General features: G+C 71.9%; 22 protein-coding genes and 1 pseudogene. 5 read left to right on the top strand and 18 right to left on the bottom strand.

Annotation, left to right across the window (positions count from 1 at the left end; translation table 11 throughout):
- The first annotated feature begins 38 nt into the window (after window positions 1-38).
- The 3 genes from ACIBBH_RS27025 to ACIBBH_RS27015 all read left to right on the top strand — a co-directional run bounded on the left by ACIBBH_RS27025 (window position 39) and on the right by ACIBBH_RS27015 (window position 3,010).
- On the top strand, window positions 39-1,394 hold the full coding sequence (locus ACIBBH_RS27025; RefSeq protein ID WP_399408856.1) for an aspartate aminotransferase family protein: 1,356 nt from the start codon (window positions 39-41) through the stop codon (window positions 1,392-1,394).
- 150 nt (window positions 1,395-1,544) lie between these two features.
- Window positions 1,545-2,237: a GntR family transcriptional regulator gene (locus tag ACIBBH_RS27020; protein WP_399408854.1), complete on the top strand. Its 693-nt coding sequence runs from the start codon at window positions 1,545-1,547 to the stop codon at window positions 2,235-2,237.
- A 122-nt stretch (window positions 2,238-2,359) separates the two neighbouring features.
- Window positions 2,360-3,010 carry a hypothetical protein gene (locus ACIBBH_RS27015; protein WP_399408852.1) on the top strand — a complete coding sequence of 217 codons (651 nt, stop codon included), beginning with the start codon at window positions 2,360-2,362 and terminating at the stop codon, window positions 3,008-3,010.
- A 3-nt stretch (window positions 3,011-3,013) separates the two neighbouring features.
- Here the strand turns inward: ACIBBH_RS27015 and ACIBBH_RS27010 are convergent, their stop codons facing one another.
- From ACIBBH_RS27010 to ACIBBH_RS27000, 3 genes are read right to left on the bottom strand one after another with little or no spacing between them, the layout of a single operon-like run.
- The gene (locus ACIBBH_RS27010) at window positions 3,014-3,232 is read right to left on the bottom strand and encodes a hypothetical protein (RefSeq protein ID WP_399408850.1); all 219 of its coding nucleotides are present in this window, start codon (window positions 3,230-3,232) and stop codon (window positions 3,014-3,016) included.
- Between the two features lie 46 nt (window positions 3,233-3,278).
- A complete protein-coding gene (locus tag ACIBBH_RS27005) occupies window positions 3,279-3,476 on the bottom strand; it encodes a hypothetical protein (protein ID WP_399408848.1) in 198 nt (65 codons plus the stop codon).
- Between the two features lie 54 nt (window positions 3,477-3,530).
- Entirely contained in the window at window positions 3,531-4,814 is a 1,284-nt protein-coding gene (locus ACIBBH_RS27000) for an adenylosuccinate synthase (RefSeq protein WP_399408846.1), read from the bottom strand.
- Window positions 4,815-5,011: 197 nt separating this feature from the next.
- Here ACIBBH_RS27000 and ACIBBH_RS26995 point away from each other — a divergent pair, with 197 nt between their 5' ends.
- Entirely contained in the window at window positions 5,012-5,869 is an 858-nt protein-coding gene (locus ACIBBH_RS26995; protein ID WP_399408844.1) for a diacylglycerol kinase, read from the top strand.
- Here ACIBBH_RS26995 and ACIBBH_RS26990 read toward each other — a convergent pair.
- The gene (locus ACIBBH_RS26990) at window positions 5,847-6,089 is read right to left on the bottom strand and encodes a hypothetical protein (protein ID WP_399408842.1); all 243 of its coding nucleotides are present in this window, start codon (window positions 6,087-6,089) and stop codon (window positions 5,847-5,849) included. The genes ACIBBH_RS26995 and ACIBBH_RS26990 overlap by 23 nt on opposite strands.
- 306 nt (window positions 6,090-6,395) lie before the next feature.
- On the opposite strand from ACIBBH_RS26990, the pseudogene ACIBBH_RS26985 reads away from it, so the two are divergent.
- Window positions 6,396-6,650 (top strand): annotated as a pseudogene (locus ACIBBH_RS26985) (amino acid permease); the annotation flags it as partial.
- A gap of 111 nt (window positions 6,651-6,761) precedes the next feature.
- Here ACIBBH_RS26985 and ACIBBH_RS26980 read toward each other — a convergent pair.
- From ACIBBH_RS26980 to pyrE, 14 genes are all read right to left on the bottom strand, one after another.
- On the bottom strand, window positions 6,762-7,982 hold the full coding sequence (locus ACIBBH_RS26980; RefSeq protein ID WP_399408839.1) for a cytochrome P450: 1,221 nt from the start codon (window positions 7,980-7,982) through the stop codon (window positions 6,762-6,764).
- Between the two features lie 566 nt (window positions 7,983-8,548).
- Window positions 8,549-9,214: a response regulator gene (locus ACIBBH_RS26975; protein ID WP_399408837.1), complete on the bottom strand. Its 666-nt coding sequence runs from the start codon at window positions 9,212-9,214 to the stop codon at window positions 8,549-8,551.
- Window positions 9,211-10,557, bottom strand: coding sequence for a sensor histidine kinase (locus tag ACIBBH_RS26970; RefSeq protein ID WP_399408835.1), 1,347 nt, complete (start codon window positions 10,555-10,557; stop codon window positions 9,211-9,213). Before ACIBBH_RS26970 ends, ACIBBH_RS26975 begins: the two co-directional genes overlap by 4 nt.
- A 98-nt stretch (window positions 10,558-10,655) precedes the next feature.
- Entirely contained in the window at window positions 10,656-11,330 is a 675-nt protein-coding gene (locus ACIBBH_RS26965; RefSeq protein ID WP_399408833.1) for a response regulator, read from the bottom strand.
- Complete coding sequence (locus ACIBBH_RS26960) at window positions 11,327-12,670, bottom strand: sensor histidine kinase (RefSeq protein WP_399408831.1); 1,344 nt, start codon at window positions 12,668-12,670, stop codon at window positions 11,327-11,329. Before ACIBBH_RS26960 ends, ACIBBH_RS26965 begins: the two co-directional genes overlap by 4 nt.
- Before the next feature lie 10 nt (window positions 12,671-12,680).
- Window positions 12,681-13,907, bottom strand: coding sequence for an acyltransferase (locus ACIBBH_RS26955; protein ID WP_399408829.1), 1,227 nt, complete (start codon window positions 13,905-13,907; stop codon window positions 12,681-12,683).
- Window positions 13,900-14,901: an alpha/beta hydrolase gene (locus ACIBBH_RS26950; RefSeq protein ID WP_399408982.1), complete on the bottom strand. Its 1,002-nt coding sequence runs from the start codon at window positions 14,899-14,901 to the stop codon at window positions 13,900-13,902. The genes ACIBBH_RS26955 and ACIBBH_RS26950 overlap by 8 nt, the downstream gene beginning before the upstream one ends.
- 174 nt (window positions 14,902-15,075) lie before the next feature.
- A complete protein-coding gene (locus tag ACIBBH_RS26945; protein WP_399408827.1) occupies window positions 15,076-15,960 on the bottom strand; it encodes an alpha/beta hydrolase in 885 nt (294 codons plus the stop codon).
- A 159-nt stretch (window positions 15,961-16,119) separates the two neighbouring features.
- Window positions 16,120-17,313 carry a kynureninase gene (gene kynU / locus ACIBBH_RS26940; protein ID WP_399408825.1) on the bottom strand — a complete coding sequence of 398 codons (1,194 nt, stop codon included), beginning with the start codon at window positions 17,311-17,313 and terminating at the stop codon, window positions 16,120-16,122.
- Window positions 17,306-18,136 carry a tryptophan 2,3-dioxygenase family protein gene (locus ACIBBH_RS26935; protein WP_399408823.1) on the bottom strand — a complete coding sequence of 277 codons (831 nt, stop codon included), beginning with the start codon at window positions 18,134-18,136 and terminating at the stop codon, window positions 17,306-17,308. Before ACIBBH_RS26935 ends, kynU begins: the two co-directional genes overlap by 8 nt.
- Window positions 18,137-18,279: 143 nt before the next feature.
- On the bottom strand, window positions 18,280-18,693 hold the full coding sequence (locus tag ACIBBH_RS26930) for a DUF3151 domain-containing protein (RefSeq protein ID WP_399408821.1): 414 nt from the start codon (window positions 18,691-18,693) through the stop codon (window positions 18,280-18,282).
- Entirely contained in the window at window positions 18,690-20,243 is a 1,554-nt protein-coding gene (locus tag ACIBBH_RS26925) for an MFS transporter (RefSeq protein WP_399408819.1), read from the bottom strand. Before ACIBBH_RS26925 ends, ACIBBH_RS26930 begins: the two co-directional genes overlap by 4 nt.
- Window positions 20,244-20,298: 55 nt before the next feature.
- Complete coding sequence (fbaA, locus tag ACIBBH_RS26920) at window positions 20,299-21,330, bottom strand: class II fructose-bisphosphate aldolase (RefSeq protein ID WP_399408817.1); 1,032 nt, start codon at window positions 21,328-21,330, stop codon at window positions 20,299-20,301.
- A gap of 134 nt (window positions 21,331-21,464) precedes the next feature.
- Window positions 21,465-22,013 carry an orotate phosphoribosyltransferase gene (pyrE, locus tag ACIBBH_RS26915; protein ID WP_399408815.1) on the bottom strand — a complete coding sequence of 183 codons (549 nt, stop codon included), beginning with the start codon at window positions 22,011-22,013 and terminating at the stop codon, window positions 21,465-21,467.

Genomic DNA, 22,013 nt, shown 5'->3' with positions numbered 1-22,013 from the left:
ATACCTCTTCCGCATCGCGGACATCTACGCTCACCCGCATGACCCCTCAGCCCCATCCTCAGGCCGGCGCCGCCGTGAAGGCCGCGGACCGTGCGCACGTCTTCCACTCCTGGTCCGCGCAGGAGCTCATCGACCCGCTCGCCGTCGCCGGCGCCGAAGGGTCGTACTTCTGGGACTACGACGGCAAGCGGTACCTGGACTTCACCAGCGGGCTCGTCTTCACCAACATCGGCTACCAGCACCCGAAGGTCGTCGCCGCGATCCAGGAGCAGGCCGCGAGCATGACCACCTTCGCGCCCGCGTTCGCCGTCGAGGCTCGGTCGGAGGCGGCCCGGCTGATCGCCGAGCGGACGCCCGGTGACCTGGACAAGATCTTCTTCACCAACGGCGGCGCGGACGCCGTCGAGCACGCGGTGCGCATGGCCCGGCTGCACACGGGCCGGCCGAAGGTGCTGTCGGCCTACCGGTCGTACCACGGCGGTACGCAGCAGGCGGTGAACATCACCGGCGACCCGCGCCGCTGGGCCTCCGACACCGCCGCGGCCGGGGTCGTCCACTTCTGGGCCCCCTTCCTCTACCGCTCCCGCTTCTACGCCGAGACCGAGGAGCAGGAGTGCGCGCGGGCGCTGGAGCATCTGGAGACGACCATCGCCTTCGAGGGGCCGTCGACCATCGCCGCGATCGTCCTGGAGACGATTCCGGGGACGGCCGGGATCATGGTCCCGCCGGCCGGTTACCTCGCCGGGGTGCGGGAGCTGTGCGACAAGTACGGGATCGTCTTCGTGCTGGACGAGGTGATGGCCGGGTTCGGCCGGACCGGGGAGTGGTTCGCGGCCGGCCTGTTCGACGTCACCCCTGACCTGATGACCTTCGCCAAGGGCGTGAACTCCGGGTACGTGCCGCTCGGCGGTGTCGCCATCTCCGGGAAGATCGCGGAGACCTTCGGGAAGCGGGCGTACCCGGGCGGTCTCACCTACTCCGGGCACCCGCTGGCCTGCGCGGCCGCCGTCGCCACGATCAACGTCATGGCGGAGGAGGGCATCGTCGAGAACGCGGCCTCGCTGGGCACGTCGGTGCTGGAGCCGGGGCTGCGGGCGCTGGCCGAACGGCATCCCAGCGTGGGTGAGGTGCGGGGCGTCGGCATGTTCTGGGCGCTCGAACTGGTGCGGGACCGGGAGACCCGGGAGCCGCTCGTGCCGTACAACGCGGCCGGGCAGGACAACGCGCCGATGGCGGCGTTCGCGGCCGCGGCGAAGAAGCAGGGTCTGTGGCCCTTCGTGAACATGAACCGGACGCATGTGGTGCCGCCGTGCAACGTCTCCGAGTCGGAGCTGAAGGAGGGGCTGGCGGCGCTGGACGCTGCGCTGTCCGTCGCCGACGAGTACACCGAGTAGGCACCCCGGGCCACTGCCGCGGCAGCAACGGCGGCGTGGGGAGCGGCAGCCCCCGGACGGGGCGGTAGCGGACGGCATTCGAACGCGTAGGGTTGCGTGCTCGTAGAGATACGCGAGTACGCACCCGCACGTGTGAGGAGAGCCCCGACCATGCCCGGCAACGGTGCCGTGACCCGCAGTACCCTGCGGCAGCAGATCGCGGACGCGCTTCGTGACGAGGTGCTGGCCGGGCGGTTGCAGCCGGGGCGGGAGTTCACCGTGAAGGAGATCGCGGACCAGTACGGGGTGTCCGCGACGCCGGTCCGGGAGGCGCTGGTCGATCTGTCCGCGCAGGGCGTGCTGGAGGCCGACCAGCACCGTGGCTTCCGGGTCCCGGAGTACACGCCGGCCGACTACCGGAACATGGTCGAGGCCCGCAGCCTGGTCACCGACGGCATGTTCCAGGCCCTCGCCGCCGGCCGCGAGCGTTTCGGAAACCCGGACGACCCCCGTACGGTGGCCGCCCTCGCCGGGGTCCGCCGCCGCGGCGAGGAGGCGCAGCGCGCGGCCACCGCAGGCGACATCACCGTCCTGATCGGCTACGACCTGCGCTTCTGGCGCGAACTCAGCGCCCTCTTCGGCAACCCCTACCTGTCGGACTTCCTGCACCGGCTGCGCGTGCAGTCCTGGGTGTGCACGGTCCAGCACCTGCGCCACCTGGCCGACCTGCGGGGCCACCTGTGGTCCGGGCACACGGAACTGGTCGACGCCCTCGCCCGCCGGGACTCCGCGACCGCCCGGGCGATCGTCGCCGCGTACAACGCGCACTCGCTCGACCTCATCGAGCGTCTGGCCGCCGGATGAGCAGTGGACCGGCGGGGTGTGGGTATGGGAGGTGCACGGGGGGAGCTGACCGGGTGCCGCACCGACTACGCTTCCCTGTCCACACCGCCATGCTGTACGCGTGCTGATGCGAGGAGCCCTCTTTGGCCTGTGACCTGTGGCTGGTCCCGCTCGTCGACGTGTTGTGCCACACCCCGGACAACCCGTTCGCCGAGGAACTCGCGCAATACAACAAGGCGCTCGCCGAGGCCGGGCTCCCGCCGGTGCCGGTGTACCAGTACATGCCGGGCCTGTCCGGCGAGGTCGCCCCGGTGGCCGGCTTCGACTACGACGCGCTGCACTTCCTGCGCCGCGCCTACCTGCTCCAGGTGTGCGGGCTGCCGGTGACCCCGGTGGACGAACTGGGCGGTGACTACGAGCAGTTGCTGGAGATGTTCGAGTCGACGGCCCAGCAGTCCCACCTGGTCTGGCACTACGACCACGCGGGCGCGTACGTCCCGGTCGACTTCCCGCACCCCCTCTCCAACGACGAACTCCTCGCGGGCGGCGGCCCGTTGGGCTCCTCCCAGACCCTCCTGCGGGAACTGGAGTTCGTGGCACCGTCGATCGGCATCGACCCGGCCACCCCCCCGGCGCCCCCCGAGCCGCCCCGCGGCCCGACGGAGTTGGAGGAACCGGCCGTCCCCGCGCCGTACGATCCCAGCCCCTTCGCCCGCGAACGGCACGTCTGGCTGGGTCTGCACGCGGCGGCGACGCGAAGCCTGGCGCAGGGCTCGATGATCGTGTTCAGCTGACGCTCACCCCACGCAAGAAGGGCGCCCACCCGGGCGCCCTCCCCTCCTGCGGCAGTACGGTCGGTCCGCCTGCGGCCAGGGCCACCCCAGCTGCAGGGACAAGCCGAGGCGGTCGCTGACCGCGCGGATCTCGGTGATCTTCCCGCCGGCGAGCGTGAAGATCCAGATCGCCTCGCTCACCGCCTCGAGGAACCCCCCGACGACCTTCTTGTTGTCGTCCACCGCGTCCGGATACTCAGAACACCGGCGTCCCGTCCCGCGTCGGCTTTCAGTCCGTCACCGCGAAGTCGGCCGGACCGAGGTTCTTCTTCTCGGTCTCGTGGTCGGTCATCAGCTGACGGATCTCGTTCGTGGACCTGCAGGCGATGCCCGCGGCAAGGCGATGAGCGGGTATCCCATTCTTGATCGGCGGGCCTTCCGCCTGCGTGACGCCGATCTCGTACGAGACAGCCCAAGGGCCGGTCAAAGATGCTCATGTTCATGACCGGCCCGTGAGCTGTGAGGTCATCCTGTCAACGGCTCACAGGAACGAGTTGATCTCGATCGTCTCGTCGCGGCCCGGACCCACGCCGATCGCGGAGATCGGGGCGCCGGACATCTCCTCCAGGGCCTTGACGTAGTTCTGCGCGTTCTTCGGCAGGTCGGAGAAGGACTTCGCCTTGGTGATGTCCTCGGACCAGCCGGGCAGGGTCTCGTAGACGGGCTTGGCGTGGTGGAAGTCCGTCTGCGAGTACGGCAGCTCCTCGACGCGCTTGCCGTCGATCTCGTAGGCCACGCACACCGGGATCTGCTCCCAGCCGGTGAGGACGTCCAGCTTGGTGAGGAAGAAGTCCGTCAGGCCGTTGACGCGGGTCGCGTAGCGGGCGATCACGGCGTCGAACCAGCCGCAGCGCCGGTCGCGGCCCGTGGTCACGCCCCGTTCACCGCCGATGCGGCGCAGCGCCTCGCCGTCCTCGTCGAACAGCTCGGTCGGGAAGGGGCCGGCGCCTACGCGGGTCGTGTACGCCTTGAGGATGCCGATGACCCGGCTGATCTTCGTCGGGCCGACACCGGCGCCGGTGCACGCGCCGCCGGCGGTCGGGTTGCTGGAGGTGACGAAGGGATAGGTCCCGTGGTCGATGTCCAGCAGCGTCCCCTGGCCGCCCTCGAAGAGCACGACCTTGTTCTCCTCCAGCGCCTGGTTCAGGACCAGGACGGTGTCGGCGACGTACGGCGCGAGCTTCTCCGCGTAGCCCAGCAGCTCCTCGACCACCTGGTCGACGGCGATCGCGCGCCGGTTGTAGAGCTTGGTGAGGATCTGGTTCTTGACGTCGAGGGCCGCCTCGACCTTCTGGGTCAGGATCGACTCGTCGTACAGGTCCTGCACCCGGATGCCCACGCGGTTGATCTTGTCCGCGTACGTCGGGCCGATCCCGCGTCCGGTGGTCCCGATCTTCCGCTTGCCGAGGAAGCGCTCCGTCACCTTGTCGACCGTGACGTTGTACGGCGTGATGATGTGCGCGTTACCGCTGATGAGGAGCTTGGACGTGTCGACGCCACGCTCGTTGAGCCCGCTCAGCTCGGAGAGCAGGACCGACGGGTCGACGACGACGCCGTTGCCGATGACCGGCGTACAACCGGGCGAGAGGATTCCGGAAGGGAGGAGGTGCAGTGCATACTTCTGGTCGCCCACGACGACCGTGTGGCCGGCGTTGTTGCCGCCCTGGTACCGCACTACATAGTCAACTGAGCCACCGAGCAGGTCGGTCGCCTTTCCCTTGCCTTCGTCACCCCACTGAGCACCGAGCAGCACAAGTGCGGGCACGCGCGTACACCCCTTCCGGGCGGGGCATGTCCAAGGTCGGAGGCGTACGCGTAGGGTTCACCGCCGCGTACCACCGCGACCGTCGTTGGCCGCACAACCGTCGGACCGGATGCCCCGGAATAGACGAAGCCCCTGGCGCAATAGCGCAAGGGGCTCTTGCACAAAGATGCTACCCGAGGAAGCGAGGCAGGACCGAGGTGGCGACCTTCGCGACGTCCGATCAGCTGCTGGTGATCATCGATCCCTTCGCCCGGCGGACGGACGGGGAGGCGGTGCGGATCGCGAAAGACGTGCTCAGCGCGGGTGCGGCCACGAAGGTGTGCCTGCCGGAGAGCCCCGAGGAATTCGCCCGGGTGCTGCGCCGCAGGGGGTCGCGGCGGCCGGTGGTGATCGGTGACGACCGGGCACTGCTGCGGGCGGTGACCCTGCTGCACCGCCACCGGGAGCTGGCCGGATGCGTGCTGTCTCTCGTGCCCGTCGGGGGCTCGCCGGCGCTGGCGGAGACCCTGGGGGTGCCGACGGGGGCGGTGGCGGCCGCCCGGGCGGTGCTGGACGGGGTGGAGCGCCGGCTGGATCTGCTGGTCGACGACAGTGACGGGGTGGTGCTGGGCGCGTTGCGGATTCCGCCGGTGCCGGTGACTCCGTCGGCGGAACCGGTGCCGTCTGCTGTCCCCGGCCGCCCATGGCTCCGTACGAGGTACCAGTCCCTCGTCCGCACCCTGGCCCCCCGCCCTTCCCGCCTCGCCACGGCCGTCCCCGGCCCCGGGCCGTCCCGGCTGCGGGTGGAGGTCGACGGGGAGACGGTCGTCGGCCTGGACCAGCCCGTCGAGGCCCTCTCGGTGACCCCGGGGACCGCCGGCGTCGCCGAAGTGGAGGTGCGGCCGGTGTCGGTCGGCGCGGAGGCGTCCCCGCTGCTGGCGTCCGGGCGGACGGTGACCGTGACCGGGGCGGACTTCCGCTACCGGGCGGACGCGGTGGTGTCGGGGCCGGTGCGGAGACGGACGTGGCGGGTGGTGGAGGGGGCTTGGGGGATCATGGTGCCGGCTTCTGGGTGACGTGTTCTCCGGGGGCCTGGAAGCCGGTGGTGCCGAGGGTGCGGCCGAAGGGGTCGGGGACGTAGAGATTCTCGCCGAAGGCCTTGGTGAAGCGGACCTCGTATCCCAGCGACGAAGGAGAGACCTCCGCCGTCGGGGCGGTGACCGTCGGTCCGATGAACACGGCGGTGAGCAGCGTGGATATCGCGGGGCCGTAGGCGCATTCGGAGCCGGGAAACACGTACAGGAAGGGGCCGCACGTTCAGCTCGTCGAGGAGGCCGGCAGTTCCTCGAACTCCCTGCGGGGCTTGGTGCCGCCTGTCGTCGGTCGCTCTGTCATCAACGTCATGATCCGCCCTCCCACGGATGCAGACCAGCCGCCACCGTAGCCAAGCGCTCACTCATCCGGACGGGATTGCGTGATCAGATCCACCCCCAATGGTCTGGTGACGAATATTTAATCGCGCCGACCCCTTGAGCACTCCCTCTCCCCTGCACCATGCTGCTCCATCAGGACCCACCCGGCACAGGCGGAAGGGGCCACCCGATGGCAGTGGACGAGGGCGTCACCCCGGCGACCGGTACAGCGGACGAAGGCCCGGTTAACCGGCTCAAACCCAACGCGGCGGGCCTGCTGGGCGTGGTCTTCATGGCGGTCGCGACCGCCGCCCCGATCATCGCGAGGACCGGCAACGTGCCCTTCATGGTGTCGCCGGGCAACGGCATCGGCGCCCCCGCGAGCTACCTCGTCGCAATGGTCGTGCTGGCAATCTTTTCAGTCGGCTTCACATCAATGGCGAAGCTCGCGGTGGTGTCGGTGAGGGTGGGGGTGGGACTGGCGGGGCCGCGGCGCCGGGACATGACTTGGTGACCGCCAAGGCCGGCGCCTTCACCCGGCCCGTCCGCGGCCGCCTCAGCGCACCTCCACGCGCAGCTCCTCCAGACCTCGCATGACGAAGTTCGGCTTCCGCTCCGGCTCGGCCGCCGGGCACAGCGTCGGGGCCTTCTCCAGCAGCGCCGTCATCGACGCGGCCAGCTCGATACGGGCCAGGGGCGCGCCGATGCAGTAGTGGATGCCCGCGCTGAAGGAGATGTGCGGGTTGTCCTTACGGGTCAGGTCCAGCCGGCCGGGGTCGGCGAAGACGGCCGGGTCGTGGTTGGCGGAGCCGAAGAGCATGGCGATCTCGGCACCCCGGGGAATCGTCGTGCCGTCGACCTCGATCTCCTCCAGCACCCAGCGTTCGAAGAGCTGGAGCGGGGTGTCGTAGCGCAGCAGCTCCTCCACGGCCGAGGGGACGAGGGAGTGGTCGGCGCGCAGGGCCGCCAGCTGTTCCGGATTCCGGAACAGCGCCCACCAGCCGTTGGTCGTGGCGTTCACCGTGGCCTCGTGGCCCGCGTTCAGCAGCAGCACGCAGGTCGAGATCATCTCCTGCTCGGTGAGACGGTCCCCCTCGTCGTGCGCCGCGATCAGACCGGAGATCAGGTCGTCACCCGGCTCCTTCCGCCGCTCGGCGATCAGCGCACGCAAGTACTCCGTGAACTCGACCGAGGCCCGCACCGCCTTCGCCGCCACGTCCTCGGACGGGTTCAGCTCGTACATCCCGCAGATGTCCGCCGACCAGGGCCTGAGCGGGGCCCGGTCGGACTCCGGGATCCCCAGCATCTCGGCGATCACCGCGACCGGCAGCGGCTCGGCGACGTCCGCCAGCAGATCACCACCGCCCGCCTCCACCAGCGCGGACACCAGGTCCTCCGCCAGCGCGTGCACGTACGGCTTCAGCTGCTCCACGGTCCTCGGCGTGAACGCCTTCGACACCAGGCGCCGGATCCGGGTGTGGTCCGGTGGTTCCAGGTCCAGCATCCCGTGATCGTTGAGCACGTGGAACGGCTCGTGTTCGGGCGGGGGCGGCGTGCGCCCGAAGTCCTCGTGGCTGAAGCGGTGCTGGTACGTCCGGCCGAGCCTGCGGTCCCGCAACAGTGCCGAGACGTCCGCGTGGTGCGGTACCAGCCACTGGTCGGTGGGCTCGAAGCAGATCACCCGCCCCCTCTCCCGCAGCTCGGCATAGGCCGGGTACGGATCGGACACGAACTCCGGGTCCCAGGGGTCGAACGCGAGGTCATCAGCAGCTGCCATGACCGGACGCTAGCCGGTCGCCCGGGCTGCTGAACAGGGGTCTCAGCGGCCGGGCCCGACAGGGGACGCCCCCCTGGGTGGGTGGGCTGCCCTGCCGTTGGCTGTGGCGTCGCCGTGGGGGCCGCCCGCTTCTTCCCCGTGCTGGGCGGCCCGGGTCAAGGGGGCCCGAAAGGCCATCGGCGCAGCCGACACGTAGCGCCTTGGCGCGGGACGCGGAAGCACGACACTGACAAAGAAGCGAGCGGCCCCCACACCCACCTCAAGCGGCGGCAAGCTCACACCACACCAGTTTGCCCCGGTTGCCGTTTCCGGCCAGCGGCTGCCGGCCCCAGAGCCGGCACAAACCCGGACCAACGCCACACCCCCGCCCCTCCTCCGCCTCCGCCAGCCGCTCCCAAGCCGTGGCAGGCGACGGTCCTCACGGCACGCTTTCCATTGACTCCGAGGCCCAACTCGCCCTGTTCCGGGATTTACGAACTGTGAGGCGCCCGGTGATCACTCCCGACAACTGGCGTAAGTCACCATTCCAACCCCCGCCTTCACCACCATCCTCACCGCCCTGAATCTCACCCCGGCGTGACCAACCTCGCCTCATAGGCGAACACCGCCGCCTGCGTCCGGTCCCGTAGTCCCAGCTTGACCAGGATCCGGCTCACGTGGGTCTTGATCGTCGACTCGGCGACCACCAGCCGCTCGGCGATCTCCGCGTTGGACAGGCCCTGGGCGATGAGGACCAGTACCTCCGTCTCCCGTTCGGTCAGGTCGCCGTACGCCGCCTGGGCCGTCGCCGAAAGCCGCGGGGACTCGGCCAGCCGCGAGAACTCCGTGATCAGCCGCCTGGTGACCGAAGGGGCGAGCAGCGCCTCCCCGGACGCCACCACCCGTACCCCGTCCGCCAGCTGCCGCGCCGAGGCGTCCTTGAGCAGGAACCCGGAGGCTCCCGCACGCAGTGCTTGGTACACGTACTCGTCGAGGTCGAACGTGGTCAGCACCAGCACCTTGGCGGAGCCGTCGGCGGCGACGATCTCCCGGGTGGCCTCGATGCCGTTCAGTTCGGGCATGCGGATGTCCATCAGGACGACGTCCGGGGAGAGCTCGCGGACGCGTTCCACCGCCTCACGGCCGTTGACCGCCTCGCCGACGACCTCGATGTCCGGCATCGCGTTGAGCAGGACCGAGAAGCCCTCGCGCACCATCATCTGGTCGTCCGCGATCAGTACCCGGATGTTCATGCGGTCCCTTCGATCGCCGTGGTGACCGGCAGGAACACCGCCACCTCATAGCCACCGTCGTCCACCGGGCCCGCCGTCATCTCGCCGTTCAGCATGGACACCCGCTCCCGCATCCCGGTGATGCCGTGGCCGGCCCCGGGTGAGGGCTTGAGCAGGGACGGCGCGGGCGGCGGGCCGTTGACCACGCGCAGGCCGAGCCCGCCGAGGACGTACCCGATCTCGACGCGGGCGCTCGCTCCGGGAGCGTGCCGCAGGGTGTTGCTCAGCGCCTCCTGGACGATCCGGTAGGCCGACAGCTCTACGCCCTGCGGAAGGTCGCGCACCGCACCCGTCACCACCTTCTCGACGCCGAGGCCCGCCTCCCGCACGTTGGCGAGCAGCGCGTCCAGGTCGGCGAGCGTGGGCTGCGGGGCGTCCGGGGCCTCGTAGTCCTCCGCGCGGACGACACCGAGGACGCGGCGCAGTTCGGTGAGCGCCGCCACCGCGTTCTCCCGGATGGTGGCGAACGCCTTCTCCAACTCCGGCGGCGGGTTCTCCACCCGGTAGGGCGCGGCCTCCGCCTGGATGGCGACCACGGACATGTGATGGGCGACCACGTCGTGCAGCTCGCGGGCGATGGTGGTGCGCTCTTCCAGCAGGGTGCGGCGGGAACGCTCGTGCTCGGTCGCGGACTGCTGGGCGGTCACCTCCTGCCGGGCATCGCGGCGTATGCGCCAGACCGTGACGGCCAGCAGGGCTATCGCGGAAACGACCAGCATGGGGCCGACGTTGGTGTTGAAGTGGCTCGCGCCGAAGAGGGACTCGGCGACGAAGCCGTACCCCGCGGTGATCACCCACATCCAGGCCGCCGTGCGCGGACGGGTGCGGAGGGCGACCACCGTGAGCACCACCAGGTGGGTGACGAAACTGCCGGGCAGCCACGGCCAGTTGTCCCAGGAGGTGCCCAGGACGGCGGCGGCCGCCGTCGCCGCCCAGGACAGCCAGAAGGCGCCGACCGGGCGGACCAGGGTGAGCAGGACCGGGGCCAGGCAGAAAAGTCCGGAAAGCAGGGCCACGAAGCCACCGCTGTTGTCGTCCGTCATGGCGGTCAGCAACGCCACCGCGCCGGCGGCGGCCACCACGGCGTGCCGGGTCCAGGCCGCGTACTCCAGCGCCCGGCCGGTGAGCCGGCCGGTGAGCGGGCCGTCGACGCTCATGCGGGGAAGCGGGCGATAGGCGAAGGCATCCTGGAACAGGTCCTGCCGCAGCCCGCGCAGGGCGTCCGCGGCCAGCCGGAACTCCGGGCTGCGCGGCCTGGCGTCCGCCCCCGGCAGTGTCGTCTGCGTCTGCGTCGTCTCGGTCACGTCCCAAACGGTAGGCGCGGGCGGGGGCGCGGTCGTCACCGGTGGGGGGGGGGGTTCCTCCGGGTCCCTCTCAGGTACTACGGGTCGCCCCTCCGGGGTCAGCGGCCGCCCGGGCGGACCAGGCCCGACTCGAAGGCGAACACCGCCGCCTGGGTGCGGTCGCGCAGGCCGAGTTTCACCAGGATGCGGCCGACGTGGGTCTTCACCGTCTGTTCCGCGACGACGAGGCGCTCGGCGATCTCCGCGTTCGACAGACCCTGGGCGATCAGCGCGAGCACCTCCGTCTCGCGTTCCGTCAGGCCGCCGACCCGTTGCTTCAGGGGTGCCCGGCGGCTGCCGTCCAGGCGGGAGAACTCGGCGATCAGACGGCGGGTGATCCCGGGGGCCAGCAACGCGTCACCGGCGGCCACCACCCGGACCGCCTCGGCGAGCTGGTCCGCGGAGGCGTCCTTCAGCAGGAAGCCGGAAGCACCGGCGCGGAGTGCCTCGTACACGTACTCGTCCAGGTCGAAGGTGGTGAGCACCAGCACCCGTATGTCCGGGTACTCGGCGGTGATGCGGCGGGTGGCCTCGATGCCGCCCAGTTCGGGCATGCGGATGTCCATCAGGACGACGTCCGGGATCAGTTCGGCCACCTTGGCGATCGCGTCCAGGCCGTCCACCGCCTGGCCGACCACGTCGATGTCGGGCTTGGTGTTGAGCAGCACGGTGAAGCCCTGACGGACCATCTGCTGGTCGTCGGCGATGAGGACGCGGATGGGGCCGCTCGTCATGCGGTGCCGTCCTTCGGGTCGGTTGCGGAGTCCGCGCCGGCGCGCGGGGACGTGGGGAGGAACGCCATCACCTTGTAGCCGCCGTCCGGCAGGGAGTGCGCCACCATGGAGCCGTCGAGCATGGCGACCCGCTCCCGCATGCCGAGCAGCCCGTGCCCGACACCCGGCGACGGCGGTGTGGGCCGCGTCGGCCGCGAGTTGACGATCTCCACGATCAACCCGTAAGCGGTGTGCCGGAGTTCGACGCGGGCGGTCGCGCCCGGAGCGTGCCGCAGTACGTTGCTCAGCGCCTCCTGCACGATCCGGTACGCGGACAGCTCCACGCCCGGCGGCAGCGGTCGCCGCTCGCCCTTGGCCTCGAGGGTCACGGTCAGACCCGCGGCCCGGGTGTTCTCCACGAGCGCGTCGAGCCGGTCCAGGCCGGGCTGCGGGGCGTGCGGGGCGGACCCGGTGGCCGACCCGTCGAGGGGGTTCCCCGTTTCGGGATGCTCCGAGCGCAGCACGCCGAGCACCCGGCGCAGCTCGGTCAGCGCCTCCAGCGCGTTCTCGCGGATGCCCGCGAGGTTTTCCTTGAGCTCCTCGGGCGGGTTCTCCACGAGGTGCGGGGCGACCTGGGCCTGGATGGAGATGACGGACATGTGGTGGGCGACCACGTCGTGCAGCTCGCGCGCGATGCGGCTGCGCTCCTCCAGGAGCGTGCGCCGCGCCCGTTCCTCGGCGGTGAGCGTCGTCTGCCGGCCCAGTTCCGCGCGCGCCTCACGGCGGCCGCGCAGTGCCATGCCGAGCACCACGACGACCGCGGACAGGGCGACCGCGACCACCCCGGTGGGCTGGTAGTTCGCCCCACCCCACAACCCTTCGAGGACATAGGTGACCAGCGCGGTCAGGGCCAGCACCTCCGCGGACACCCTGGTCCGCACCCGCAACGCGAGCAGCAGCAGCACGAGCAGGTGGGCGATGATCCCGGCCGCGGTCCAGGGCCAGGGGAACTGCGCCGTCCCGCCCGCGAACAGCCGGCCGTGCACCGCGACGGCCCCCACGATCATGGCCGCCGTCGACAGCCACCACGCCGGGATCGGCCGCCACAGGGCGAGGACCACCGCGCCGCCCTGCGCGAGGCCGATCAGGAAGGCGTACCCGACCCCCTGGTCCAGGAGCTGGGCCGTGCCGCCGAGCGTGATGCCGAGCGCGGCGAGGCACAGCACGCTGTGCGGCAGCCAGCGCAGCCACACGAACAGGGGCAGCGGATCCGCCCGGGCGGTGCACAGGTCGTCACGCAACACCCGCAGCCAGCGCAGGCCCGGGCCGGCGAGCACACGCTGGGTCCCCCGTTCCGTCACGGGCACCACCCTAGACACGGCGCTCCTCCACGGCCGCCTTCCGGTCGGACGGCCGGTGCGCACGGATCACGTGTGAACGCCGGTGACGGGGCTGCTCGTGGTAGCGGAACGCGGCCCGGCAGACGGCGAGGGCGAGGGCGAACACCGGGAGCCAGGCCAGGCGGGATGCCACCCAGAGGAGGTTGTCGGGGAGGGTGTGGAGGCCTGGCAGGCGGCCCGCCGGGAGGACGGTGGCCGTGGTCGCCATCAGGGCCGTCTGGTGCCACAGGAATATCGTCATCGCGGAGAGGTTCACCAGGGCCACCGCCGCCCAGGGCAGGGGCCGTCGCATCGCGCGGCGCAGGCGGTCGCGCAACAGCAGCGCCAGACCGCACTGGCCCAGGCCAAAGGTGACCGCGGCCAGCGTCGGTGGGTTGAGGTTGGAGACGGACGCGCCCGGAACGCCGACCATCGACGCGGGGTAGCCCGCCCAGGCGACCAGTCCCGCGGTGGCCGTCGCCCCGCCGATGAGCAGCACCCAGCCCGCCCGGCGGGTGTCCAGCTCACCCCGGGTCCAGGCCGCCCCCAGGGTGTAGGGGACGAGCCAGCCCGCCGCCACGTTCAGCCAGCCGAGCCAGGACGGGGCGCCGCCCAGGCCGAAACGGAGAAGGTCCACGTGGAGGACGACGGCCAGCGGCCACATCGGGTTGAGCCGGACGACCAGCGGGGTCGCCGCCGTCAGGACGGCGAAGACCACGAGGAACCAGAGCGGGGAGAGGGCGAGTCTGACCAGGGTGCGGACCGTCTCGAACTCGGTGCCCGTGACGAGCAGGGCCGTCGCCGCCACCGTCCACAGGACCAGTACGGCGGCCACCGGCCGGAACAGCCGGGACAGCCGGCCGCGCAGCCACTCCCCGTACGACGTCCCCCGGGCGCGCGCGGAGGCGTACCCCTGTGTCGCCACGTGGCCGCCCACCAGGAAGAAGACCGCGAGGGTCTGGAAGGCCCAGGAGACCGGTGCCAGCCAGGGCATGTGCTGGAGCGGGCTCGCCGCGTGCAGCGTGCCGCCGTCCACGACGAGGGCGGTGACCAGCCAGTGGCCGAGGACCACACCGAGGATCGCGAAGGCGCGCAGGGCGTCGACCGCGCGGTCCCGGGAGACGGGCGTGGCGGCGTCCACTCTGCGGGCGCCCTGTCGAACGCCGTGCGGGAGTCGTATGCCCTGCCGGAACGGTGGGCGGGGGGTCGGCTCAGGCACCGGTCACCTCCGAGGTCTCGCCCAGGACGATCCGGGCCAGGTTGGCGAGGGCGGTCGAGCCCCGGGTGAAGTAGCCGCTGTGGCCGGCGTCGGCGGCCCCGAAGAGGCGGGCGCCGAAGGCCGGGGAGACCGGGTCGGTGCCGAAGCCGACGGTGGTGTCGAACAGGTCGGCCCTGACGTGCGGCACCTCCGCCACCCAGTCCTCGCTGCCCCGGGCCGCCCAGACCCGGGCGGGCGTGTGCAGGGCCGCGACCGAGTCGGCGCCCGTGCCCGGGCTGCCTATCAGGGCGAGGTCGTCCACCGCGAGGCCGGTGGCGGCGCGGCCGCAGACCACCGAGCCGTACGAATGGCAGACCAGGGCGAGGTGGGTGTGCGGGCCGGTGACACGGCGCAGCTCGCCGACGAAGTCCCTGAGGCGCGGGGCGGCCTGCTCGGCACGGCCCACGGTGAGGACGGTGGCGCTGACCGTGCCGGGCGTCCGGTAGCCGAGCCAGGCGAGAACCGCGGTGCGGGTGCTGGGCGTGGCCTGCCGGGTGAGTTCGCGGTACAGGGCGGACGCGGCCGTGTGGAAGCGGGCGTAGGTGTCGAGGGAGGTGTCGGAGCCTGGGACCACGACGGCCACCCGGTCCGCGTGGGCGAGGTCGCCGAAGACCTCCGTCGCCAGGCCCGCGCCCCGGCCGTCGAAGGCGAGCAGGTGACGGGCCGGGCCGGCGAGTGAGCGGTCCGCCGCGGCACGGCGCCGGTCGCCGTCGGCGGCGGCCATCCGGGACGCCCGCGCGGCGTTGGCGCGGTTGGCCGTGTAGGCCTCGTCAAGGGTGGCCGCCGTCAACGGGGCGAGGGCGGCGGGGGCCGGGGCCCGCACCTCCGGGCGGGTGGCGGCGGAGAGGGGGACCACTAGGGCGGCGGTGATCAAACCGGCCAGGAGGGTGCGACGCCCTCGGGAACCGCGGCGCCGTGCACCGGTGCGGTCGCGTGTCGTCCGGCCAAGCCGCATACCGGCTTCCCCCTCCAGTCCCCGCCCGGTCATCGGGCTTGTCTGGAGGGGAAGTTACGGATCCGGGCTCGTCGCTCGCGTCCCGCCCGAGAGCTGTTCTGGGACGTAGCTCTCAGGTACTACGGGTATGACCGGGTGCCGGGCACGCACGCGTGCGCCGTGCGGGGCATGCCGTCACCACGCCAACTGCGCGATCTCCTCCGCCACCACCGCGCACGCGTCCGCCGCCGGGTCGATCAGCGGGAAGTGGCCGACGTCCTCCAGCAGGGTCAGGCCCACCACCTCGCCCGCCTTCGCCGCCGCATCCGCGTACGACTCGGCGACCGCCTGCGGGACGTCCATGTCCGCGCGGCCCTGGACGAGCGTGGTGGCGATGCCGGTGGGCAGCAGGAGGGTGGGGTCGGCGTACGGCTGGCGTTCGGCGAACGTCTCGTCGCCGCCCAGGAGTTGCAGTGCCGCGTTGCCGCACACCTCCAGTTTCGCGGCGACCGCGAAGTCCGCGATCGGGGCGAGGGCGACCACTCCGCGCAGCGGGGCGGGGCCGTCGGTGCGCCAGGCGGCGTCGGCCGGCAGGACGTGCCGGGCCGCCGCCCACAGGGCAAGGTGGCCGCCCGCCGAGTGACCGGTGAGCACCGTGCGGCGCGGGTCGGCCTGCGGCAGCACTTCGTGGACCAGGGCGGGAAGCGCGTCCAGGGCTGCCGCCACGTCGTCGAAGGTGTCCGGCCAGCGGCCGGCGACCTGGCCGCCGGCGCCCTGCGCCGGGGTCGTACCGCCGCGACGGTACTCGACGTTGGCGACGGCGAAGCCCCTGCGGGCCAGGAAGCCGGCGAACGGGGTGATGTGGCGGCGGTCGTACGGAGCGCGCCAGGCACCGCCGTGCAGGACGACGACCAGGGGGGCGAGTCCGCCGGGGCCGCCCTCGCCGCGCGGCGCGTAGAAGTCGATCAGCTGGTCGGGGTGGTCGCCGTAGGTGGCGGTCGCGTCCGGGGCGACGGGCGGGTGCGAGAAGGCCGACTCCTCTTCTGCGGCGGCGCGGGATGCGGCGACGTCGTCCGGCATGCTCCAACCTCTCAGCGATGGAACGGGTTTGACGGACGAGGTGGGAGATCGGCCGTTGGCGGGGACGGTATCAGGCCGGTGACGTGCGAGGACACGGGGATGTCACGCACGGTGAGGGTGGCACGGTTCTGGATGCCGTCCGCCGCCGACGCCGGTCCGCTACCCGAGCACCTCCCCCAGCACCCGCGCCGCCCGCTCCACGTCCGCGAAGCCCACGTACAGCGGGGTGAAGCCGAAGCGGAGGACGTCCGGGTGGCGGAAGTCGCCGACCACCCCGCGCTCGATCAGCCGCTTCATCACGTCCCCGGCGTCACCGCAGCGCAGCGCGACCTGGCTGCCGCGTTCCGCATGGGCCGCCGGGGTCAGGGACTCGACCAGGCCTTCGGGGACGTACGACGTCACGCACTCCAGGAAGAAGTCCGTCAGGGCGAGGGACTTGGCGCGGACGGCGGAGACCGAGACGCCCTCCCAGACCTCCAGCGCCGCCTCCAGGGCCAGCATGGACAGGATGTCCGGGGTGCCGACGCGACCGCGCAGGGCGCCCGGGGCCGGTTCGTAGGAGGGCCGCATACCGAAGGGCTCGGCGTGGGAGTTCCAGCCGGGCAGCGGGCTGTCGAAGCGGCCCTGGAGGTCCCGGCGGACGTACAGGTACGCCGGCGCACCCGGCCCGCCGTTGAGGTACTTGTACGTGCAGCCGACCGCCAGGTCCACCCCGTGCTCGTCCAGGCCCACCGGCAGCGCGCCGGCGCTGTGGCACAGGTCCCAGACCGCGAGCGCGCCCGCCGCGTGCACGGCGGCCGTGAGCGAGGGCAGGTCGTGCAGGCGGCCGGTGCGGTAGTCGACGTGGTTCAGCAACACCGCCGCCGTACGGCCGCTGAGCGCGTCCGGCACCTGGGCCGGGGTGAGCGGGCGCAGCGTGCGGCCGGTCAGGCGGGCCGCCGACTCGGCGATGTAGCCGTCCGTCGGGAAGGTCGTGGCGTCGACGAGGATCTCGTCGCGGTCCTCGCCCGCCATGCGTACCGCCGCGACAAGCGCCTTGAAGACGTTGACACTTGTGGAGTCGCCGACCACGATCTGGCCGGGTGCCGCGCCGACCAGCGGCGCGATCCGGTCGCCGATCCGCTCGGGCGCGGTCCACCAGCCGCTCTCCTCCCAGGAGCGGATGCGGAGTTCGCCCCACTGGCGGCGGACCACGTCGGCCACCCGGTCGGGGACGTTCGCGGGCAGGGCGCCCAGGGAGTTGCCGTCCAGGTAGACCGTGTCGTCCAGCACGAACCGGTCCCGCAGCGGGGCCAGTTCGTCCGCCCCGTCCAGCTTCTCGGCCTTGGCAGCCGGTTCGGACAGCTCAGACATGGGACCTCGCCGTCCACAGCTCCGGGAACACATTCTTCTGCGCGCGCTTCTCCAGCCAGGCCACGCCCGCCGAACCGCCCGTGCCGGGCTTGGCGCCCATCGCGCGGCGGGTGGCGACCAGGTGGTCGTTGCGCCAGCGCCAGACGAGTTCGGCCACGTCGGTCAACGCCTCGCCGAGGCGGGCGGGTTCGGCGTTCTGGTCGCCGGAGTAGACCGCGGTCCAGGCCGCCTCCACCGCCTCCGACGGCTCGTACCTCAGGGAGACGTCACGCTGCAGGACGGAGGCGGGAATCGCGTGGCCGCGGCGGGCGAGCAGCCGCAGCACCTCGTCGTACAGGCTCGGCTCGTGCAGGGCCTTCTCCAGCTCGGCGTGGACGCGCGGCGCGCCCCGGTGCGGGACGAGCATCGACGCGGACTTCTCGCCGAGCAGGAACTCCATGCGGCGGTACATCGCGGACTGGAAGCCGGAGCCCTCGCCGAGGGCGGAGCGGTACGAGTTGAACTGCGCCGGGGTCAACTGGCCCAGCGGCTTCCAGGAGCCGTTGAGCGCCTCCAGCTCCCGTACGGAACGCTTCAGCGCGTCGATCGCCACCGGCACGCGGTCCTCGCGGAGCGCCTTGGCCGCGGTCTCCCACTCGTGGACGATGACGGTGAACCACAGCTCCATCACCTGGGTCGTGACCAGGAAGACCATCTCTCCGGGGTCGTCGGAGAGGGTGTGCTGGAGGTGGGTGAGCACGTCCGCCTTGACGTAGTCCTCGTACGGCGTCGTGCCCTGGAAGTCGAGATGCGGGGTCTCGGGCTCGTGAGCCTCGTGGGACATCGCTGTCTCCTGTTGTTGCTCCGGGTAGCGGTCCGCCCCTGCCGATGCCGGCACGGGGGCCCCGGTCCCCACCGGCATCCTCCGTACCAGGGCGGGAGACCGCAAGGCCCGCCTGGTCACAGACGGGCCTTGGGGAGAGACCGCTAGCCGAGCGTCTGGGCCGCCGCCGGCGAGGAGTCCTTCAGGAACTGCGTGCAGCGCTCGTACTCCTCCTGCTCGCCGATCGCCTGCGCGGCGCGGGCGAGGGCGTGCAGGGCGCGCAGGAAGCCGCGGTTCGGCTCGTGCTCCCAGGGGACCGGGCCGTGGCCCTTCCAGCCGCCTCGGCGCAGGGCGTCCAGGCCGCGGTGGTAGCCCGTACGGGCGTAGGCGTACGACTCGACGACCGAGCCCCGCTCGAACGCGTCGTCGGCCAGCTGGGCCCAGGCGAGGGACGAGGTGGGGTACTGGGCGGCGACGTCCGCCGGTGCGGTGCCCTGAGCGAGGAGCTCACGGGGCTCCGGGTCGTCGGGGAGGTGGGTCGGGGGCGGGCCGCCCAGGAGGTTCTCGTGAATCGTCATGAGGTCCAGTCTGTCGTACCCCGGGGGGATGGGTATCCCTCACCCGCGCCTGCGGGGCGCAGCTGGAGGGTGTCACCACCCCGTCGCCCCGCCTCCAGCGGCGGAGCCGTCACGTTGCCGTGGGTGCGGCACTCGGGCCGGCGGCAGCCGGGGGGCGGCCGGCGCACGGTCGCGCAGGCCAGTACCGCACCCGCCACCAGCACCCCCGCGCAGATCGGCATCGCCCGGCGGAACGCGGTGTCGAAGGCCGTGGCCGAGCGGTAGGCCTCCGGGCCCATGCCGGCCAGCAGGGGGAGGGCCGCGACCGCGATCAGGCCGGCCGCGCGGGCCGCCGCGTTGTTGATTCCGCTGGCCAGACCCGCCCGGGCGGTGTCGACGGAGGCGAGGACGGTGGCGGTGAGCGGGGCGACGAGGGCGACCATGCCGGCGCCCATGACCAGCAGGGCGGGCAGGACGTCGGTGGGGTAGTCGGCGTGCTCGCCCACCCGCAGCATCAGCAGCATGGCCGCCGCGCAGAGCAGGGGGCCGAGGGTGAGGGGCAGGCGCGGGCCGATGCGGTCGGCGAGGGCGCCCGAGCGGGCCGAGAACAGCAGCATCAGGGCGGTCGTGGGGAGCAGGGCGGTGCCTGCCGCGAGCGGCGAGTAGCCGGCCACGACCTGGAGCTGGAGGGCGGTGAGGAAGAAGAAGCCGCCGAAGGCCGCGTAGACGCAGAGGGTGACCAGGTTGACCGCTGTGAACTGGCGCGAGGCGAAGATGTCCGGGGGCAGCATCGGGTCGGGGCGGTGCTTCTCGACGTACACGAAGGCGACGCCCGCCGCCACTCCCGTGAGCGCGGTCAGCGCCACGGCCAGGGATCCGTTCCGGGCCTCGATCAGCGCGTAGGTGACCAGGGCGAGGGCCGGCGCGCCGAGCGCGGCGCCGAGCACGTCGAAGCGGCCGTGCGTGCGGCCGTCGGCGGATTCGGGGACGTGGCGTACGGCGACGGGGGCGCACAGCAGCGCCACCGGGACGTTGAGGAGGAACACCCAGCGCCAGCCGGGACCGGCCACCAGCCAGCCGCCCAGGAACGGGCCGACGGCCGCGCCGATCCCGCCGAAGCCGGACCACAGGCCGACCGCCCTGCCCCGGTCGTCGGGGTGGAACGACGCCTGGATCAGGGCGAGGGAGCCGGGGGTGAGGAGCGCGCCGCCGATGCCCTGCAGGGCGCGGGCGGCGATCAGGACGCCGGGGTTCGGGGCGAGCCCGCACAGCAGGGACGCGACGGCGAACCAGATCACGCCGAGCACGAAGATCTTCCGGCGGCCGTAGCGGTCACCGAGGGAGCCGCCGAGCAGGATCAGCCCGGCCAGCGTGACCATGTACGCGTTGACCGTCCACTGCAGGGCGGCCAGGTTCGCGTCGAGGTCGCGGCCGATGCGCGGCAGCGCGACGTTGACGACCGTCGAGTCCAGCATGGCCATGCTGGAGCCGAGGACGGTGGTCAGCAGGATCCATTTGCCCGTGGGCGTGGAGATCCGTACCGCGGGGGCCTGCTGTGCGGGGGCGGCCATGGAGGGATCATCCCCCCATGGCCGTCCCGTAGCCAGGTGTCCGGCGAACCGGCGGTTACTTGATCTTGTTGCCCGCCGACCGCAGGTGCTGCGCGGCCTCGACGACGCGCTTGGCCATGCCCGCCTCGGCCAGCTTGCCCCAGGTGCGCGGGTCGTAGGTCTTCTTGGAGCCGACCTCGCCGTCGACCTTCAGGACGCCGTCGTAGTTCTTGAACATGTGGTCGGCGACCGGACGCGTGAAGGCGTACTGCGTGTCGGTGTCGATGTTCATCTTGACCACGCCGTTCTCCAGGGCGGTGAGGATCTCCTCCGCCGTGGAGCCGGAGCCGCCGTGGAAGACGAAGTCGAACGGCTTGCTGCCGGCCGGCTGGCCGTACTTCGCGGCGACGCCCTCGTTCAGTTCCTTCAGCAGGTCGGGGCGGAGCACGACGTTGCCCGGCTTGTACACGCCGTGCACGTTGCCGAAGGACGCGGCCAGCAGGTAGCGGCCCTTGTCGCCCAGGCCCAGGGCCTCGGCGGTGCGGATCGCGTCGTCGACCGTGGTGTAGAGGGAGTCGTTGATCTCGTGCGAGACGCCGTCCTCCTCGCCACCGGTCGGGGTGATCTCGACCTCGAGGATGATCTTGGCGGCGCGGGCGCGCTCCAGGAGCTCCTGGGCGATGGCGAGGTTGTCGGCGAGGGTCTCCGCGGAGCCGTCCCACATGTGGGACTGGAAGAGCGGGTTGCGGCCGGCCTTGACGCGCTCCTCGGAGACCGCGAGCAGCGGACGTACGTACCCGTCGAGCTTGTCCTTCGGGCAGTGGTCCGTGTGCAGGGCGACGGTGACCGGGTACTTCTCGGCGACGATGTGGGCGAACTCGGCCAGCGCGACCGCGCCGGTGACCATGTCCTTCTCGTACTGGCCGCCCAGGAACTCGGCGCCACCGGTCGAGACCTGGATGATGCCGTCGCTCTCCGCCTCCGCGAAACCGCGCAGGGCCGCGTGCAGGGTCTGGGAGGAGGTCACGTTGATGGCCGGGTAGGCGAACTTGCCTGCCTTCGCCCGGTCGAGCATCTCGTTGTAGACCTCGGGGGTTGCGATGGGCATCTGTCCGCTCCTTGTATGTGCGGGTTGCGTTCTGCGATTACGGCCCTGACCTAGGGAGTGACGTCATCGTCGGGGCCATCTTTCCAGACTTGGCAGGCTGCTTCGGACACCCTGTCCAGCCTGTGGATAACCGCTCAGTCAAGCCCCAGGTCGTCCTTCGAGTACGCGTACACATACGGCACCCCGGCCTGCTCGGCAATGGCCTCGGCGGCCCCCGTCGCCCGGTCCACGATGGTCGCCACGGCCACGACCTCCGCACCGGCCTCGCGCAGCGCCTCGACCGCGGTCAGCACGGAGCCGCCCGTGGTGGAGGTGTCCTCGACGGCGAGCACCCGGCGGCCCTTGACCTCGGCGCCCTCGATGCGGCGCTGCAGGCCGTGCGCCTTGCCCGCCTTGCGCACCACGAAGGCGTCCAGCCTCCTCCCGCGCGCGTGGGAGGCGTGCAGCATCGCCGTGGCCACCGGGTCGGCGCCCAGGGTGAGCCCGCCGACCGCCTCGTAGCCGAGGTCTGCGGTCAGGTCGAGCATGACCTGACCGACCAGCGGCGCGGCCTCGCCGTCGAGGGTGATCCGGCGCAGGTCGATGTAGTAGTCGGCTTCCTTGCCCGACGACAGGGTCACCTTGCCGTGCACCACGGCCTTGTCCTTGATCTGCTGCAGCAGCTCGCCGCGAACGTCCGTCAT

Origin of the sequence: Streptomyces sp. NPDC051636, from assembly GCF_044453765.1 — a bacterium.
GTDB lineage: Bacteria > Actinomycetota > Actinomycetes > Streptomycetales > Streptomycetaceae > Streptomyces.
Note: the sequence above shows the minus strand (reverse complement) of the source record. Positions and strands in the feature narration are given on the sequence as shown.

Excerpts from the sequence above, each read along its gene's own strand:
- ACIBBH_RS26935 (WP_399408823.1), bottom strand. The coding sequence starts at position 18,136 with ATGTCCCACGAGGCTCACGAGCCCGAGACCCCGCATCTCGACTTCCAG.
- ACIBBH_RS26965 (WP_399408833.1), bottom strand. The coding sequence starts at position 11,330 with ATGACGAGCGGCCCCATCCGCGTCCTCATCGCCGACGACCAGCAGATG.
- ACIBBH_RS26930 (WP_399408821.1), bottom strand. The coding sequence starts at position 18,693 with ATGACGATTCACGAGAACCTCCTGGGCGGCCCGCCCCCGACCCACCTC.
- ACIBBH_RS26945 (WP_399408827.1), bottom strand. The coding sequence starts at position 15,960 with ATGCCGGACGACGTCGCCGCATCCCGCGCCGCCGCAGAAGAGGAGTCG.
- fbaA (WP_399408817.1), bottom strand. The coding sequence starts at position 21,330 with ATGCCCATCGCAACCCCCGAGGTCTACAACGAGATGCTCGACCGGGCG.
- ACIBBH_RS26980 (WP_399408839.1), bottom strand. The coding sequence starts at position 7,982 with ATGGCAGCTGCTGATGACCTCGCGTTCGACCCCTGGGACCCGGAGTTC.
- pyrE (WP_399408815.1), bottom strand. The coding sequence starts at position 22,013 with ATGACGGACGTTCGCGGCGAGCTGCTGCAGCAGATCAAGGACAAGGCC.
- ACIBBH_RS27025 (WP_399408856.1), top strand. The coding sequence starts at position 39 with ATGACCCCTCAGCCCCATCCTCAGGCCGGCGCCGCCGTGAAGGCCGCG.
- ACIBBH_RS26925 (WP_399408819.1), bottom strand. The coding sequence starts at position 20,243 with ATGGCCGCCCCCGCACAGCAGGCCCCCGCGGTACGGATCTCCACGCCC.
- kynU (WP_399408825.1), bottom strand. The coding sequence starts at position 17,313 with ATGTCTGAGCTGTCCGAACCGGCTGCCAAGGCCGAGAAGCTGGACGGG.
- ACIBBH_RS26975 (WP_399408837.1), bottom strand. The coding sequence starts at position 9,214 with ATGAACATCCGGGTACTGATCGCGGACGACCAGATGATGGTGCGCGAG.
- ACIBBH_RS27020 (WP_399408854.1), top strand. The coding sequence starts at position 1,545 with ATGCCCGGCAACGGTGCCGTGACCCGCAGTACCCTGCGGCAGCAGATC.
- ACIBBH_RS26950 (WP_399408982.1), bottom strand. The coding sequence starts at position 14,901 with ATGCGGCTTGGCCGGACGACACGCGACCGCACCGGTGCACGGCGCCGC.